The organism is Streptomyces sp. NBC_00239 (assembly GCF_036194065.1).
GTDB lineage: Bacteria > Actinomycetota > Actinomycetes > Streptomycetales > Streptomycetaceae > Streptomyces.
Window position 1 is genome coordinate 7,267,142 of the sequence record NZ_CP108095.1, and the last position, 17,498, is coordinate 7,284,639.

A 17,498-nucleotide genomic window follows, 5' to 3' on the forward strand; every position below is an offset into this window, starting at 1 on the left:
TTCCCGCGGACGGGGGACGGCCGGCCGGGCGGCCCGGCGCTCCCGTCAGCCGGCCAGGTGCTCCGCGAGCCGGTCCAGGAACACCGTCTGCGCCTTCACCAGTACGCCGCGCGCGGCTTCCGGGGTGAACCAGGCGGCCCGGTCCAGCTCCGGGAACTCCCCGGTCAGGCCCGAGCCGGGCGGCCACTCCATCGTGAAGGTGCCGGGCCGCATGCGGGCCGGGTCCAGGTCCGCGGCCACCGCCCAGGCGGTCACCAGCTTCCCGTTGGTCTGCCGTACCTCGCCCAGCGGCAGGTACGGGCCGCCCGGCGCCGGCAGGCCGAGCTCCTCCTCGAACTCCCGCCGCGCCGCGTCCTGCGGAGCCTCGTCCGGCCCGTACTCGCCCTTGGGGATCGACCAGGCGCCCGCGTCGCGGTGTTCCCAGAACGGGCCGCCCATGTGCCCGAGCAGCACCTCGGGGCCGCCGTCCGGGCCGATGCGGTACAACAGGAGCCCGGCGCTGCGTTTTTGTGTCATGTCCCGATACATGCCCCGCCCGGCAGCCGCCCCACCGTCCGCGGTCGCGCCGCCGACGGTCGCGCCGCCGCACGCGATCGGGCGGGCCCCGGTGGTCGTGCGGGCGTGCGGGCCCTAGTGGTCGTGCGGGCCCTCGCGGTGGACCGGGCCGTGCGGGGCCGCGCAGTGCGGGTCCGACAGGTCCGCCGCGGACCGGCCGACGCTCAGCAGCTCCTCCTGCACGTGGTCGACCTGCAAGGTGGTGTGGCCGATCCCGTACGTCTCGCGCAGCAGCTGCTCCAGATCGCGGCGCACCGCGTGGCAGTCGCCCGCCGGATCCACCAGCACGTGGGCGGAGAGCGCGGCCTCACCCGAGGTGATCGTCCATATGTGCAGGTCGTGGACCTCCGCCACCGGCTTGTGGCCGACCAGCCGGTCCCCGACCGCGTCCGGGTCCAGGTGCGCGGGCGCCGCCTCCAGGAAGATCCGGCCCGACTCGCGGACCAGCCCGTAGCCCGCCTTGACCATCAGCACGACCACCACGAGCGTGGCGATCGCGTCGGCCTGCACGAAGCCGGTGGTGAGCACGATCAGACCGGCGACCGCGGTCCCGATGAAGGCGAACAGGTCGTTGAGGATGTGCTGGTAGGCGCCCTCGACGTTCAGCGAGGTCCGGTTGGCCTTCGAGATGCACCAGGCGGCCACCAGGTTCACGACGATGCCGGCCAGCGCCGTCACCAGCACCAGGCCGCCCTCGACCTGCGGCGGATCGAGCAGCCGCCGCACCGCCTCGTACGCCAGCCACACCGCGAGCAGCAGCAGCGTCAACCCGTTGGCCTGCGCGGAAAGTATCTCCGCGCGCTTGAGCCCGTACGTGAAACCGCCCTTCGCGGGCCGCGCCGACAGCCGCATCGCGATGAGCGCCAGCACGATCGAGGCCGCGTCGGTCAGCATGTGCGCCGCGTCCGACAGCAGGGCCAGCGACTGGGCGGCGATGCCGATCACGACCTCGACGGCCATGAAGGCGGCGATCAGGCCCAGCGCCATGCCCAGCCAGCGGCGGTCCGCGTCCTCGGCGACACCGTGCGAATGGCCGCCGTGCCCGTGCCCGTGCCCGTGTTCGTGCGCGTGTCCGGCGGCGGAGTGCGCGTCGTGGGCGGAGCCGCCGGCCCTGTCCGGGCCGTGCGGATGCCCGTCGTCGCCGTGTGCGTGCCCGTGTGCGCCCATGAGGTCCCCCGATGTGCGTTCGATGCGATCCGTCCGACGCGTGAAGTGAAGCGCACCCCGGCGGGATCGGCAAAGGCTGCACCGGTGACCGTTGTCATTACGATTAAGGCCGCTCTGACCTGCGGTTATGCCCGGCCGGAAGGATCGTGGGAAAATCTGCTCATGGCCCAGTCGACCGGCGCGCGAGCCGCGCCCGAGCTCGTCCTCGAGACCGATGCGGGCACCACCACGGTGATCAGCCCGGGCCGGGTCTACCACGTCGGACGGGACCCGATGAGCGAGGTCTTCCTCGACGACGCCCGGGTCTCGTGGCACCACGCCGTGCTGCGCCCCGACGGCGACCACTGGACCCTCGCCGACGAGGACAGCACCAACGGCACCTACGCCGACGGCCGCCGCATCCACGAGTGGGGTGTCGGCCCCGGCACCGAGATCCGCTTCGGCAGCGTCGCCGACGGACCACGCGCCGTCCTCCTCGGCCGCGACCCGCCCGCCCCCGCCCCCGCCGCCCCGGGTTTCCGCACCTCACGCCCCTCCGGCGTCCACAGCCCCGCCCTCACCGGCACCTTCCGGCAGCCGACGTCGGTCCGCGCGCTGCCCGCCCAGGCCCCCTTCCGGATCGGCCGCGCCCCCGACAACGACCTCGTCGTCGACGACCTGGTGGTCTCCCGCCGGCACGCCGAACTCCGCGCCCACCCCGACGGCACATACGAGATCGTCGACCTCGGCAGCCACAACGGCACCTTCCTCAACGGCGCCCCCGTCGGCCGGGCCCGCGTCCACGAGGGCGACATCGTCGGCATCGGCCACAGCGCGTTCTGCCTCGTCGGCGACCACCTCCAGGAGTACGTCGACACCGGCACCGTCTCCCTCGACGTGCGGGACCTCGCCGTCGCCGTCGACCGCGGCCGCAAGGTCCTCCTCGACCACGTGTCCTTCCCCGTCGGCGAGAAGTGCCTGCTCGGCGTCGTGGGCCCCAGCGGGGCCGGGAAGTCCACCCTGCTCGGCGCCCTCACCGGATTGCGCCCCGCCGACGGCGGCACCGTCCTGTACGACGGCCGCGACCTCTACCGCGACTACGCCGAACTCCGCAGCCGCATCGGCCTCGTACCGCAGGACGACATCCTGCACGCGCAGCTCACCGTCCGCCGGGCCCTCGCGTACGCGGCCGAACTCCGCTTCCCGCAGGACACCGCCAAGGCCGAACGCGAAGCGCGCGTCGACGAGGTGATCCGCGAACTCGGCCTCCAGGAGCGGGCCGGCCAGCCCATCCACAGCCTCTCCGGCGGCCAGCGCAAGCGCGTCTCCGTCGCCCTCGAACTCCTCACCAAGCCGTCACTGCTCTTCCTCGACGAGCCGACCTCGGGCCTCGACCCCGGCATGGACCGCTCCGTCATGCACATGCTGCGCCGCCTCGCCGACGACGGCCGCACCGTCATCGTCGTCACGCACAGCGTGCTCTCCCTCGACGTCTGCGACCGGCTCCTGGTGCTGGCCCCCGGCGGCCGGATCGCCTACTACGGGCCGCCCGGCGACACCCTGGACTTCTTCGGGTTCGAGCAGTGGCCGGAGGCCTTCGAGGCGTTCGAGACGGCGAAGGGCCGCGACTGGGCGGGGGAGTACCGCACCTCGTCCTTCCACCGCCGGTACGTCGCCGACGCCACCTCCCGGCCCTGGACCGGCGACGGCGACCTGCCGGCCCGGGCCGTCGCCCCGCCGCCCAAACCGCAGAGCTGGGGAGCCCAGCTGCGCACCCTGGTCCGGCGGTACGCCGCCGCGCTGTCCGCCGACCGCACCTTCCTCGCCATCATGATCGCCCTGCCGTTCGTCATGGGCGCCATGGCCCGGGCCCTCGCCGGCAGCCGGCTCACCGCCGAGACCGCCATGAACGCCCTGCTCATCCTGTGCGTCGGCGGTGTGCTCACCGGCGCCGCCAACGCGGTGCGCGAACTCGTCAAGGAACGGGTCATCTACCAGCGCGAGAGAGCCGTCGGCCTGTCCCGCTCGGCCTACCTGATGTCGAAGGTGGTCGTGCTGGGCGCCGTCACCGTGGTCCAGGCCGTCGTCCTCACCCTCGTCGGCCTCGCCGGGGTGGACCTGGGCGCCCCCGGCGGGGAGGGAGTCCTGCTGCCGCCGCTCGTCGAGATCACCCTCGCCGTGGCCCTGCTCTCCTTCACCGCGATGATGCTCGGCCTGCTGGTGTCCGCACTCGTCCGCAAGGAAGAGGTCACCATGCCGCTGCTGGTGCTGCTGGCCATCGTGCAGGTGGTCTTCTGCGGCGCCCTGCTCCAGCTGGACGGCGTCGCGGTGATCGGGCAGCTGTCCTGGCTGGTCCCCTCCCGCTGGGCGCTCGGCGCCATGGCCGCCACCATCGGCCTCGCCGACATCGTCCCCGGCAAGATCACATCGGACCCGCTGTTCGAACACAGCGCCGCCGTCTGGCTGCTCGACATGGGCATGCTCGTCGTCCTCTCCCTGGTGTTCGCCCTGGCCGTGGCGCGGCTGCTGCGCCGCCACGAACCCGCCATCATGCGGAAGTAGGCCCCGTGACCAGCGCCCCCGGCCCGGAGTTCCGCCCCACCCACGTGGTGCCCCAGGAGGGCATGCCCGCCTGGGAGGCCCCCGACGTGTCCCGGCCCACCGAGCCCCTCGACCCGTTCCTGCCCGTGCAACTGCTGGAACGGCGCGGCGCCTGGGGCGAGGTCCTGTGCGCGAACGGCTGGTCGGCGTGGGTGGACGGGCGGCTGCTGGTGTCCGTGCCCGGCCCGCCCCCGACGACCGGCCGCCCGCTCACCCGCACCGAGGACCCGGCCCCCCTCCTCGCCCGCTCCGCCGAGATCCTGGAACGCTACCGGGGCGCCGCAGAGGACCTGGCCCGGGGCCGCACCGACGCCGCGGGCTTCCGCGGCGCCACCGCCGGACTGCGCGCCGGGATCGTCGTCGACGGGGAGTCGGTCTGGCTCTACGACGAGGAGGCCGGCCGCTGGATGTACGGGGACGGCACCCGGCTCACCACGTACGCGGCGGTGTCCGGCCCGGGCGCCCGCGGCTCCGCCGCCCCGCCCGGGGCGCAGCACACGGTGGGGACGGCCCCGGGGAACGCGGCGGACGGGGCGGACGCCGCGGACGGGGTGGCTGCCGGAGGGGTGGCCGACGGGACGGACCCGGTCGCCGTGCAGTTCGACGTACCGCCCGAGCCGCCTCGGCTCCCCGGGCGGCCCGAACCGCCGCCGTACGAGCCCGGCGCCGGTACGGGCGGCCACGCGCCGACCCGGGTGGTCGCCCCGCCGGACACCGGGTCGGGCCCGGGCCCGGGATCAAGTTCCGGTTCCGGTTCCGGTTCCGGCTCCGGCTCCGGCTCCGGCTCCGGTGAGCGGTGATGGCCGGGACCCGGTACGGCGACAGCGGTCTGCCCTACGACCTGACCGGGCGGCAGGTCGCCGGCTACCGCGTGGAGAGCGAGCTCGGCCGTGGCGGCATGGCCGTGGTCTACCTCGCCCGCGACGTGCGGCTGGGCCGCCGGGTCGCGCTGAAGGTGCTGGCGCCCGAACTGGCACGCAACGACTCCTTCCGGCAGCGGTTCATGCACGAGTCCCGGGCCGCCGCCGCGATCGACCACCCGCACATCGTGCCCGTGTTCGAGGCCGACGAGGCCGACGGGCTGCTCTTCATCGCCATGCGCTACGTGAACGGACACGACCTCCAGACCGTCCTGGACCGCGGCGGGCCGCTGGACGCCGAGGCGGCCGTGCGGATCGCCACTCAGGTGGCCTCGGCGCTCGACGCGGCCCACGACCACGACCTCGTCCACCGGGACGTGAAACCCGCCAACATCCTGGTGGCGGCCGGCGTCGACGAGGACCACCCGGAGCACGTGTACCTCGCCGACTTCGGCCTGACGAAGAAGTCCCTGTCGCTGAGCGGGGTCACCAGCTTCGGCGACATCGTCGGCACCGTCGACTACATGGCCCCCGAGCAGGTCGAGGGCATCGCCGTCGACGGCCGGTGCGACCTCTACAGCCTCGCCTGCGTCGTGCACGCCGCCCTCACCGGGGCGCCGCCCTTCCGCCGCACCAACGACGTGTCCGTGCTGCTCGCCCAGAAGAACGACCCGCCGCCACCGCTGTCCTCGCTGCGCCCCGGGCTGCCGCTCGCCTTGGACGACGTCCTGGCCAAAGCCCTGGCCAAGGCGCCCGGCGACCGCTACGACACCTGCCTCCAGTTCACCGGCGCGCTGCGTCGGGCCGCGCGCGGGGCACCCGTAAAGCCGCTGCCGCCCCCGGACCCGGAACCCGGACGGCCCCGCACGGAGCCGGTGCCGGTCCCCGCGGGGCCGCCGCCCCCACCGCCCGGCTGGGCGCTGCCCGTCTTCCGGGCCGGCCGCCGTCGCTGAGCCGCCGCCGGCGGTGCCTTCACGGGTCCCGGTCCCGGTTCCGCTTCCCGGTGAAGCCGTGAGGGCCGTGGTCAGCGGGCCCGGTCGGCTGCCGCGCCGCGCCGGACGCGGCCGGCGAGCAGTCCACCGAGGAATCCGGCGACCGCGCCCCAGAGCAGGCCGAGGCCCACCGTCCGCCACAGCACCGGCCGCAGCTCCACCTGCCCGCCGAGCCCGTCGACCTCGCCGATGCCCAGCAGGGACAGCCCGTACCGGGCCTGTACGTCGCCGAGGAGACAGATCGCCAGGACGGCCAGGGCGAGCGCGACCGCCAGGTGCAGGGCGTGCTGCCAGGGCTTCATCGCGCCGGGGGAGCGCATGGCGGCGACGAAGCCGGCGCCGAGCACCAGCACGGCGGCCACCACGACCAGCCACCAGGCGCGGCCGTCGTGCTCGGCGAGCGATCCGACGTCGATGCGGGACAGGTCGGGGGTCCGCAGGACCTCGTCCAGGAGCTGGGGCATCGGAAGCCCGAACGGCCCCTCGACCTTGCCCTCCCACGATCCGCCGAGCCCCAGCGTGAGGGCGGGCCACACCAGGTTGGGCAGGCCCAGCAGCACCACGGCGAAGGTCTCCGACGGGTGGCCGCGGGTGGCGGCGACCACGACGCCGACGCCGACGCCGAGCACGACGTACGCGAGGAGCAGCAGCACGGTCGCGGACGCGGCGGGTCGGACGGCGGCGTGGAAGCGGACCAGGCGGGCGGGGAGCGGGGTCCGCCGGGACACGAGCAGGGCGAGCACGACCAGGCCCAGGATCCAGAGCAGGCCGAAACCGAGCGTCGCGGGCAGCTCCGCCCGGAAGCCCACGGTGGGCGAGGCGTCCAGCAGCTCGCCGAGTTCGCCGAGCGGGTTGTCGCCCACGCTGATCCCGAAGGTGTGCCGGGCGAAGAGTGCGAAGCAGGTCAGCAGGGCCAGCCACAACAGGACCAACTGTCCGGCCCGGGCGAGGAGTTCGCCCTCGCCGATGACGGCCCGGTGGCGCATCGGGCGCAGCCAGCAGTAGCCGGCGGTGAGCGCGCCGGCCAGGCTGACCGACAGCGGGAGCACCGAGATCCCGGCGTCGGCCCCGGCGAGGAACCCGGCGCCGCCGGACACCTCGACGGAGCCGCCCGCGGCCATCACGACCACGGCCGCCAGTACGTGGGGGAACGCGCCGCCGGGCAGCGATCCGGCGCCCGCGGCGCCCAGTCCTGCCGCGGCCACGGCCGTCATCGCCGCGAATCCGGCGAGCGCCGCGATCAGCGCGTCCCGCCAGCCCGCCGCCGCCGAGGGGGTCCGGGCCGCTGCTGCCTTTCCTGCCGTTGGGCTCACCCTGACACCGTAAGCAGGCCGCGCACGGCCCGCGCGGCGGACGGCCGGGGGCGGGCGGCCGCCGGGTTGCGGGCGCCACCCGGATGGCGCACACAATGGTCGGCAGGAGTGTCGCAAGTCCGGTTCCTCCCGCTGGGGGCCGGAGTCCTCCGCCTGGGAAGAAGCCGCCCGTGACCACACAGCCCTCCGGCCGGCCGCCGAACGGCCGCCCCACAGGTCCCCCGTCCGGCCGCCCCACGGGCCCCCCGTCGGGCCCGCTGTCCGGCTCGTCCGGGCAGGAACAGGGCCCGTCGGCGCCGCCGCCCGGTGTGCCGCCGGAGCCGCCCGGAGGTGGTTCCGGCGGCGGTTCCGCAGGGGCTGGCGGTGGTCAGGACGGAGGCGCGGGAGGCGGCGGCAAGCCGTGGTGGCGGTCCGTTCCGAGGATCGCCACGGCCGCGCTCGCGCTCGTCGCGGCGGTGGTGCTGACGGTCGTCCTGACCCGGCCAGGCAATGCCCCCAAGAGTGGTGGCGAGGTGTTCCTGCAGGCCGCGTCGGCGGAGGGGCCGGACCCGTACACGGAGTCCACCGCGACCACCCCGGCCCCCGCGACGCGGCAGCCGCAGTCCCCGCCACCGCCCGCGACCCCGCCGCCGCCCGGCGGGCAGACCGTGACGCACAGCGTGCCCGGCTCGGCCCCCGGCCTCTACGGGGGCACCAAGAACGTCGCGAGCTGTGACGTGGAGAAGCAGGTCAAGGTGCTGACCGCGCAGCCCGCGAAGAACGGCGCCTTCGCCTCCGCCCTCGGCATCCAGCCGTCCACCGTCCCCGGCTACCTGCGCTCCCTCACCGCCGTGCAGCTGCGGTCGGACACCCGGGTCACCAACCACGGCTACCGGGACGGCCGTCCGACCAGCTACCAGGCGGTGCTCCAGGCCGGCACGGCCGTGCTCGTCGACAGCCACGGCGTGCCGCGGGTGCGGTGCGCCTGCGGGAACCCCCTCGGACCGCCGGTGGCGCTCCCGGCCGACCCGGTGCGGCACGGCCGGGCCTGGCCCACGTACCGGCAGGCGAACGTGGTGGTGATCGCGCCGTCGGTGACGGTCATCAACAAGTTCGTGATCTACGACCACGAGGACCGCCGCTGGTACGAGCGGCCCCGCGGCCACCACGACCGCCCCGACAAGCCCGTACCGCCGCCGCCGGACCCGTCCCCCTGGGTACCGGTGACCCCGCCGGTGAGTCCGCCGGTGACACCGTCCGAGATCACGCCGTCCGACTCGGGTACGCCTTCGGACTCGGGCACGCCGTCCGACTCGGGTACGCCTTCGGACGAGGAGTCGTACTCCTCCGACACCGGGACCCCCTCGGATTCCGGTTCCTCTTCCGACTCCGCGTCGTCATCGTCACCGGCATCGGACGAGGTGACCCCGTCCGACTCCGGCAGCTCGTCGTCGCCCGCGCGGATCGCCGGCTCCGTGGCGCCCCTGGGAACCCCCTGCCCGGTGCTGTCCGGGACGGTCATCGTGACCCCGCCGCCCGCGCCCGGTGTCAGCCCGCCGACTCCGTGCCCGCCCGTCGTCTACCCGCCCAGCGGCCCGCCGTCCGCCGCCTCGCCCGCCTCCGAACCGGCCACGCCCCCGTCGCCCGCCGACGTCTCGCCGGAGAGCCAGGCCGCACCGGCCACCTCCCAGGAAGAGCCGGCCCCGCAGCCCCTCACCTCCCTGACCACGTCCTCTCCGGCGGCCCCGCCGCCCTCCTCCCCGCCGCCTTCCTCCCCGCTCCCGGGCTACGGCGACTGACCGCCCGCCCGCCCGCCCCGCAGCGCCACCGCGCACCGGTACCCCAGGTACCGGTGCGCGGTGGCGTGCTGACCAGGCGTCGGGTCCCGGGTCGGCGGCCGGCCCGGTAGCTACGCGCGTTGAAATGGGGCGCTCGCCCGTACTGCAACGGACGTCACTTACGTCCCGCTACGCGCGTCCACCGGGAAAGATCCGCGCGACGGACATGTTTTCTTCATCTGTTCGGCACATGACAATGTGAGCCTCGCTCTGCCACCTGACATCCCGCCAACCCGACCGGCGGGAGCGGTGCGTGTTGAAGAGGTATCCCCCACGTGAAGAGGATCTCCCGTCTGACCCCCTGGGCCGCCGGGCTCGCGGCGACGGCCGCAGCAGCCCTGTTCCTGATACCGGCCCCGGCGTCCGCCGGTCCGTCGCAGGTCGCGATCGCCCCGGTCGCCGCCACCGTGACGCCCGACGAGTACTACGCCCCGGCCGCGGGCAAGACCGGAGCGGCTCTCAAGACCGCTCTGCACGACATCATCAAGACCCAATCGAAGATCAGCTACTCGGCTGTCTGGAACGCCCTCAAGGTCACCGACCAGGACCCGGCCAACCCCAACAACGTCATCCTCGTCTACTCCGGCCGTTCGCAGTCCAAGGCGACCAACGGCGGCGGCGTCAACGACTGGAACCGCGAGCACGTCTGGGCCAAGAGCCACGGAGACTTCGGCGAGGTCACCGGCCCGGGCACCGACCTGCACCACCTCCGCCCGGAGGACGTCACGGTCAACAGCACCCGCGGCAACAAGGACTTCGACCTCGGCGGCAGCCCCGTCTCCGAGGCCCCCGGCAGCTACACCGACGCCGATTCCTTCGAGCCGCGCAACGCGGTCAAGGGCGACGTCGCGCGCATGCTGCTCTACATGGCCGTGCGCTACGACGGCGGCGACGGCTTCGCCGACCTCGAGATGAACGACAGAGTGCTCAACGGCTCCGCGCCCCTCTTCGGCCGGATCAGCCTGCTGAAGCAGTGGAACCAGCAGGACCCGCCGGACGCCTTCGAACAGCGCCGCAACCAGGTGATCTACGACACCTACCAGCACAACCGCAACCCGTTCATCGACCACCCGGAGTGGGTCAACCAGATCTGGTAGCCCCCCGCGTGCCCCACGGGCCGCACCCGCGCGCAGCCCCGGCCACCGCCGGCCGGGCCGCTGCCGCCACGGGTGCGGCCCGTCCGCGCATCCCCTCCCACCGGGGCCTCGCACCCCGGCCGGTGGGACGGCCGGATCGGTGAGACAGTGGGACCATGGGCCACAGGGGAGTACCCCGGGCCGCCGTGCCGCACCCCGACGCATGGCCGGCCCGGCCGGACCTGAGCCTCGCGCTCAACCGGATGGGTACCTTCGACTGGAACCTCGACAGCGGGCAGATGCACCTCGACGCGACCGCTCTCGAGGTCTTCGAGCTGTGGCCGGACGAATACGCCGGTACGGCCGCCTCGCTGCGCGTGCGCATCCCGCCCGGCGAGGAGGCCCGCCTCGACGCCCGGGTCTCCCAGGCCCTGAAGAACGGTCGCACCGAGTACGGGGCCTACTTCCGGATCCGGCTCCGCGACGGCACCCCCCGCTGGACCCACACCCAGGGCCACATCCTGCGTGACGACACGGGCCGCCCGTACCGGATCATCGGGATCGTCCGGGACGCGTCCCCGGACCCCGACGACCCCGGCGCGCCCGCCGCCCCGGACGGCCGGGACGAGGCCGGCCGGGACGCGGCCCGGCGCCGGATGACCGGGGTGGTGGACCGCACCACCGCGATCCTCGCGCACGCCCGCACCGTCAACGACGTCACCGACATCCTCAAGGACCCCGAGTCCCTCGGGCACCTCGGCGCGGTCAGCGTGATGCTCGGGGTGGTCGACGGCGGGCGCGTACACCTCGTCGCCGAGGGGCAGCTCGGCTCGTACGTCCCCGAGATCGAGTACACCCGGATCGACGCGGCGTTCCCGATGAGCGAGGCGGTCCGCACCCTCCAGCCCGTGTTCCTCACGTCGCGGGAGGAGTTCCAGGAGCGCTTCCCGCTGCTGTGGCCGTACATCGAACCGCTCTCCGTGCGCAGTGGCGCGTACCTGCCGCTGATCGCCCAGGGGCGCCCGATCGGCGCCATCGGCCTGCTGTACGCGCGGGACGGCGGGTTCTCCGCCGAGGAGCGCAACCTGCTGGTCGCACTCGGCAGCGGCATCGCGCAGAGCCTCCAGCGGGCGATGCTGTACGAGCAGGAACACGACCTCGCCGAAGGCCTCCAGCGGGCGATGCTGCCGCGTCGGATCCCGGAGGTGCCGGGTGCGCAGATCGCCGTGCGCTACCGCGCCGCCCGGATGGGCCGGGACATCGGCGGGGACTGGTACGACGTGGTCCCGCTGGGCGACGGCCGGATCGGCGTGATGATCGGCGACGTCGAGGGCCACGACACCGACGCCGCCGCCGTCATGGGCCAACTGCGGATCGTGCTGCGCGCCTACGTCACCGAGGGGCACACCCCCGGCGCGGCGATGGCCCGGGCCGGCGCCTTCCTCCGCGACCTGGAGACCGACCGCTTCGCCACCTGTACGTACGTCGAGGCCGACCTGAACACCGGCCTGCTGCAACTGGTGCGGGCCGGGCACCTGGACCCGGTGGTGCGCCGCGGCGACGGCAGCTGCCACCGGGTCGCGGTCGCGGGCGGCCTCCCGCTCGGCCTGCCCGCCACGCCTCCGGCGGAGAAGGCCGCCCGCGCGGCCGGGGAGACGGCGGCCCGGGAGGCGGCGGAGGTACCCGCGGGGGGCGGTGCGGTCGCGGGCCTGGGTACCGGCTATCCCGTCACCGCGCTCGAACTGCACCCCGGCGAGACGTTGTTGCTGTGCACCGACGGCCTGATCGAGCGGCCCGGCGCCGATCCCGACCTCGGCATGCGGGAGTTCATGGCCGCCGTACGGCGTGGCCCGACCGATCTGGAGCAGCTCGCCGACGTGCTGTGTGACCTGGTGGGCGACGCGGGCGGCGGCGACGACATGGCCCTGCTCCTGTTGCGCCGTCACGGTTCCCCCGTACCGCGCGGCGGCGGCCCGTTGCGCCACCACCTCAGGCCGGGCGACCCGTCGGGCCCGGCCACGGTCCGCCACCTGGTCCGCGCCGCCGCGGCGGCCTGGGGCGCGCGGGACCGGTCCGACGAGATCGAGCTGGCCGCCGACGAGCTGATGACGAACGCGCTCGTACACACCGACGGCGGCGGCGAGGTGACACTGCGGCGCACGGCCGAGGGCCGGATCCGCGTCGAGGTCGAGGACGGCTCCAGCGCGCTGCCGCGCCGCCGGGAGGCGGGCGACTGGGCGGTGTCGGGCCGCGGCCTGCAGCTGATCGACGGGCTCGCGGACGCGTGGGGAGTGGAGCCCCGGGGCGGCGGCAAGTGCGTCTGGTGCGAGTTCGCCGCACCGGCCGCCGAGCCCGCCGAGCCCGCCGAGCTGGCCGGGAACTCCTAGTCCACGGCGTCCGCCGAGCCCGCGGTGTCCGGCCCATGTGCGTCGCGCGGGTGCCGCGCGGGAGAACACGGACAGACAAGTTCCGGCCAATTGATCCGTGTTGGCGAGAAACGTGTCCAAGGTCACTGCGTACATATTTGGTTGTTACTCCCGACAACGAGGACACAAGCCGCGGGTCGGGCGTTGCTCGATGATCGTGTTCCTGTCAGAGTGCCCCGGATCTCTGCGCGCGATGGCGCGGAGACGCACAGGCATGGGGGAGTGCACAAGCGTGACCAATGCACCAAGACCAGGACCGCGTAACCGGGCGGACCGGAGCAACACGGACCTGATCCCTGGGACGTCCCACCGGCGGGTTTCGGCCACCACGGCACTCGCGCTCGCCACGGCGCTGCTGCTGGCCGCGCCGTACGCCGCACAGGCGGCGACCGCGCCGCCCAGCGCACCGGCAGCCGCGCCCGGCGCCGGGCACGAGGCCGCCAAGCCCGCCGCGCCGGAGTCCCGTACTCCCGCCGAGAAGGCGCGCACGGAAGCCGCGAAGACCGGCCGGGACGTGCCGGTGCCCGAGCTCACCACCGAGTACAGCACCACCGTGGTGACGCCCAAGGGCAAGCTCCGCACCGAGCGCACCCTGATGGCCGCGCGGACCAAGGGCAAGCAGGGCAAGTGGGTGGCCCTGGACGACACGCTGACCGCCCGCGCGGACGGCACCGTCGCGCCCAAGGCGTCCAGCTCGGGCCTGGTCATCTCCGGCGGCGGCACCGGCCCGCTGGCCACCATGACCACCGCGGACGGCAAGCAGCTCGCCGTCTCCTCGCCCTTCCCGGGCGCCCTGCCCAAGCCCGTGCTCGACGGCAACGGCGCGCTCTTCCAGGACGTGGCCCCGGACACCGACCTCCAGGTGACCGCCACCAAGTGGGGCGGCTACACCACCGTCGTGGTGCTGCGCAGCCCGGTCGCCGCCGCCAACCCGGCCGTGCGCAACCTCGTCTTCCCCACCGTCACCAAGGGGCTGAAGCTCGCCCAGGGCAAGGACGGCGGCCTCACCGCGGCCAACGGCAAGGAGACCGTGTTCCGGGCTCCCGCCCCGCTCATGTGGTCCGCGAAGGAAGCCCGCAGGCCCGCCGCCCGCGGCTCCAAGTACGCCGACCTCGACACGGGCGTCGAGACCGTCAAGGGCAGCGGCACCCGCGCCGGCCTGAGCAGCGTCGACGGCCCCGGCTCCTCGGCCACCGTCGCGAAGATCCCGGTCACCCGCGCCAAGGTCGACGGCACCGCGGCCCGCGCCACCGGCGCCATCGCGCTCGCGCCGAGCCTGGACCTGCTCGACGGCAAGGACACCAGCTACCCCGTCTACGTGGACCCCTCGTGGTCGCCGGACGCCCGCGGCAAGCAGCACCACGCCTGGGTCATGTCGGCGCACACCACCACCGGCAACTACGACCGCACCGGCTCCGCCGACCGCGACCGCCCGGGCTCCGGCTACCAGGGCTGGGAGACCGCGACCGGCATCGAGCGCGCGATGTTCGAGTTCGACACCAACGGGTACTACGGCGCGCACATCAACTACGCCAACCTGCGCATCAGCCAGTACATCTCCTCCGACTGGTCGTGCACCACGAAGTACCCCGTGAACGTCTACCGCGCCAACGCGTTCGACGGCTCCATCAACTGGGGCAACCACGTGGTCCGCGAGTGGCTGGACGGCAAGGACGTGCCCGGCAACGGCACCAACTCCGCCTGCTACAACGACATCCCCATCGACTTCAACGTCACCGGTGCGATGCGCGACGCGATCCTCGACACCAGCAAGCCCCTCGCCTTCGCCGTCCGCGGTCAGGAGGGCACCGGCAACAAGATGGGCTTCAAGCGGTTCTCGTACAACGCGACGCTGAGCACGGAGTACGACTTCCCGCCGCGTGTCCCCACGAACCCGCACACCATCCCGGCCCCGCGCCGGGTCGTCGCCGGTGACACCCAGGCCTGCGGCACCGTCGCCGCCGCCCAGTACGGCTGGCTCACCAACAGCAACGCCAGCTTCGCCTCCACGGTCAGCAGCCCCAACCAGGGCCAGCTCACCGAGTGGGTGAACATCTGGGACGAGACCTCCTCCTCCACCACGCACCAGAACTGGTCCGGCTTCGTCGGCACCGGCACCGAGGCCCGCTACGACCTGCCCATCGGCACGCTCGCCGACGGACACAACTACGCCTGGGCCACCCACGGCGACGACGGCCTGCTGCGCGGACCCTCCAGCACCACCTGCCACTTCGCGGTGGACCTGACCCCGCCGGTCATGCAGTTCGGCGCGGTCACCGACCCGGCGACCCAGTTCCCGCCGTCCGGCGCCGGCCAGATCACCAAGCTCGGCCTCGGTGACACCGGCACCATCCCGGTCACGGCCTCCGACCCGAGCCCCGGCGCGAACCTGCGCAACTCCGGCCTGGCCTGCATCCAGTTCGGCTTCGACCCGCAGCTCGTCGGAGCCACCCAGCAGTGCGGCAGCCCGCTCAGCCTCACCGGCATCAGCGTCAAGCCCACCCACTGGGGCACCAACATCGTGTACGCGCGGGTCCTCGACGAGGCCGGCAACGCCTCGCAGACCCTCTCGTACTCCTTCTACGTGCCGTGGAAGCCGGGCCCCGTCGCCTTCGGTGACACCAGCGGCGACGCCCGCCCCGACATCCTGCTCCCGGACAGCGCGGGCAACCTGATCGCGCACGGCCGCGCCAGCGACGGCACCGCCGCCAGCATGATCCCCAGCGGCACGGCCGCCAGCGCCCTCCAGGTGCCGGAGCCGACGTCCACCCGCACGTGGAAGGACTACCGGGTCTCGCACCGCGGATCCCTCGACCCGGGCCGCAACGTGGACGACCTCTTCGTCCACCGCGAGCCCACCGCGATCGGCGGCCAGGGCGGCTCGGACCTCTTCGTGTACGACAACACCCTGTCGAACCCGGGCTGGTTCGGCCTCGGCACGAAGACCTCCGTCGAGAAGCCGGACTGCGACACCGAGTACAGCTCCTCGTGCGCCGGCTACCACAACGGCACCGCCTGGCAGTACTCCAGCCAGATCACCGCGACCGGCCCCGCCAAGACGACCCGTACGCCCGGCCGCGCCGTCAGTGACGCGACCGGACTGCTCGCCGTCGAGTCCGGCAACCTGTGGTTCTACCCGGTCCGCACCAACCAGATGCTCGCCCAGCCCACCCTGGTGGACGGCAGCGGCAGCTGGGACGACAAGGACCTGATGGTCCCCGGCAACACCCTGCACATCGGCGCCACCACCGACACCGCCCCCGCCCTGTGGGTGCGCAACCGGACCAACGGCGACATCTTCCAGTACGAGCTGACCACCACGGTCCGTGCCGCCGACGGGTTCGTCGTGGTGACGGGCCTGACCGCGCAGCCGTCCACCCGGATCGGCTACGGCATCACCGGCGCCGGCTACCCGCGGGTCGGCTCCGACGGTGACGTCACCGGCGACGACGTCCCGGACTTCTGGGCGCAGGACACCAGCGGCGTGCTGCACGCCTGGGCCGGCACGCCGTCCGCCCCCGTCGCGGGCATCCGCACGGTGGTCGGCTACGAGGGCTACCACGTCCGGGCCAACGGCCTCACCCCCACGGTGGAACTCCGCCTGGAGGGCAACGCCAAGGCCATCCCGGCGAAGAACGCGGCCGGCGCCGACAACACCAGCTCCGCGACGGCCGTCTCCTACCCCGTCGAGACCGTGGGCGGCCACGCCCGCCAGGTCGGCGTCTTCGACGACGCGCTGACGTCGGTCGTCACCGGCCCGTCCAAGGTGGTCGACACCCGGCAGTCCTTCACCATCAGCACCTGGGCGAAGGTCGACAAGTCCGGCGGCGTCGTCGTCAGCCAGGACGGCGCGCAGACGAGCTCCTTCCTGATCTACGGCGAGACCGGCAACTGGCGCTTCGCGCTCGCGCGCGGCGACAGCACCGGCTGGCCGTACGACTACACCAACACCGTCAACCCGGCGAACCTCTTCAAGCCGGGCGTGTGGACCCAGCTCACGGCCACCTACAACGCCACGACCGGGGCGATGAGCCTCTACGTCAACGGCACCCTGTCGGCCAGCGGCCACCACGCGGCGGGCAGCAGCCCGGTGCCGAACGGCTCGCTGGTCCTGGGCCGGTACAAGAACGAGGCCAAGCCGACCGGCTGGATGAAGGGCGGCGTCGCGAGCCTGTCCGTCTACCAGAACCACGTCCCGTCGGTCACGGCCTCCAAGGTCCCGGTCCGCTACGCCCCGTCCCCGGACACCTGCGTGGACGCGCCGGGCAACAACTCCGGCAACGGCATGCACCACCAGATGTACGGGTGCAACGGCACGCCGGCCCAGCAGTTCGACGTCAACGCCAACGGCACGCTGACCCACAACGGCCAGTGCACCGCCGCCAGCGGCAACCAGACGACGTCGGGCACCGCCATCATCTTCTGGGGCTGCCTCAACGAGGGCGGCCAGCAGTGGCTGCCGCGCGCCGACGGCAGCATCTACAACCCCCAGTCGGGCATGTGCCTGGACCTTCCCTGGGGCAACCGCAACTGGGGCACCCAGCTCCAGCTCTTCGGCTGCAACGGCACCGCGGCCCAGCGCTGGAGCATCCCGACGGTGACCACGGCCGACCTCCCGGTCTCGCCGTAACGCCGACGGACACGAGCAGCACATGAAAGGAGGGCCCCGCGGCTTCGGCCGCGGGGCCCTCCTGCTGTCCGCGGGGCGGTGG

General features: G+C 73.7%; 9 protein-coding genes and 1 pseudogene. 7 read left to right on the forward strand and 3 right to left on the reverse strand.

Features of this window, described 5'->3' with window-relative positions; genetic code table 11:
* Positions 1–45 precede the first annotated feature (45 nt).
* Positions 46–516, reverse strand: a complete 471-nt coding sequence (locus tag OG764_RS32305) for an NUDIX domain-containing protein (protein WP_328971869.1) — start codon at positions 514–516, stop codon at positions 46–48.
* A gap of 114 nt (positions 517–630) precedes the next feature.
* Entirely contained in the window at positions 631–1,722 is a 1,092-nt protein-coding gene (locus OG764_RS32310) for a cation diffusion facilitator family transporter (RefSeq protein ID WP_328971870.1), read from the reverse strand.
* 162 nt (positions 1,723–1,884) lie between these two features.
* Here OG764_RS32310 and OG764_RS32315 point away from each other — a divergent pair, with 162 nt between their 5' ends.
* The 3 genes from OG764_RS32315 to OG764_RS32325 are packed head-to-tail and all read left to right on the forward strand — an operon-like array spanning position 1,885 to position 6,115.
* Positions 1,885–4,263: an ABC transporter ATP-binding protein/permease gene (locus OG764_RS32315; RefSeq protein WP_328971871.1), complete on the forward strand. Its 2,379-nt coding sequence runs from the start codon at positions 1,885–1,887 to the stop codon at positions 4,261–4,263.
* A gap of 5 nt (positions 4,264–4,268) precedes the next feature.
* Positions 4,269–5,102 (forward strand): hypothetical protein, encoded by an 834-nt coding sequence (locus OG764_RS32320; RefSeq protein ID WP_328971872.1) that lies wholly within the window; start codon positions 4,269–4,271, stop codon positions 5,100–5,102.
* On the forward strand, positions 5,102–6,115 hold the full coding sequence (locus OG764_RS32325; protein WP_328971873.1) for a serine/threonine-protein kinase: 1,014 nt from the start codon (positions 5,102–5,104) through the stop codon (positions 6,113–6,115). The genes OG764_RS32320 and OG764_RS32325 overlap by 1 nt, the downstream gene beginning before the upstream one ends.
* A 71-nt stretch (positions 6,116–6,186) precedes the next feature.
* On the opposite strand, the gene OG764_RS32330 is transcribed toward OG764_RS32325, so the two are convergent.
* On the reverse strand, positions 6,187–7,467 hold the full coding sequence (locus tag OG764_RS32330) for a streptophobe family protein (RefSeq protein ID WP_328971874.1): 1,281 nt from the start codon (positions 7,465–7,467) through the stop codon (positions 6,187–6,189).
* A gap of 170 nt (positions 7,468–7,637) precedes the next feature.
* On the opposite strand from OG764_RS32330, the pseudogene OG764_RS32335 reads away from it, so the two are divergent.
* The 4 genes and pseudogenes from OG764_RS32335 to OG764_RS32350 form a co-directional block, all read left to right on the forward strand.
* A pseudogene (locus tag OG764_RS32335) lies at positions 7,638–8,945 on the forward strand (DUF6777 domain-containing protein); the annotation flags it as partial.
* 614 nt (positions 8,946–9,559) lie between these two features.
* Complete coding sequence (locus OG764_RS32340; RefSeq protein ID WP_443056112.1) at positions 9,560–10,381, forward strand: endonuclease I family protein; 822 nt, start codon at positions 9,560–9,562, stop codon at positions 10,379–10,381.
* Positions 10,382–10,536: 155 nt separating this feature from the next.
* Positions 10,537–12,747: a SpoIIE family protein phosphatase gene (locus OG764_RS32345; protein WP_328971875.1), complete on the forward strand. Its 2,211-nt coding sequence runs from the start codon at positions 10,537–10,539 to the stop codon at positions 12,745–12,747.
* Positions 12,748–13,018: 271 nt separating this feature from the next.
* A complete protein-coding gene (locus OG764_RS32350) occupies positions 13,019–17,416 on the forward strand; it encodes a ricin-type beta-trefoil lectin domain protein (RefSeq protein ID WP_328971876.1) in 4,398 nt (1,465 codons plus the stop codon).
* Positions 17,417–17,498 lie beyond the last annotated feature (82 nt).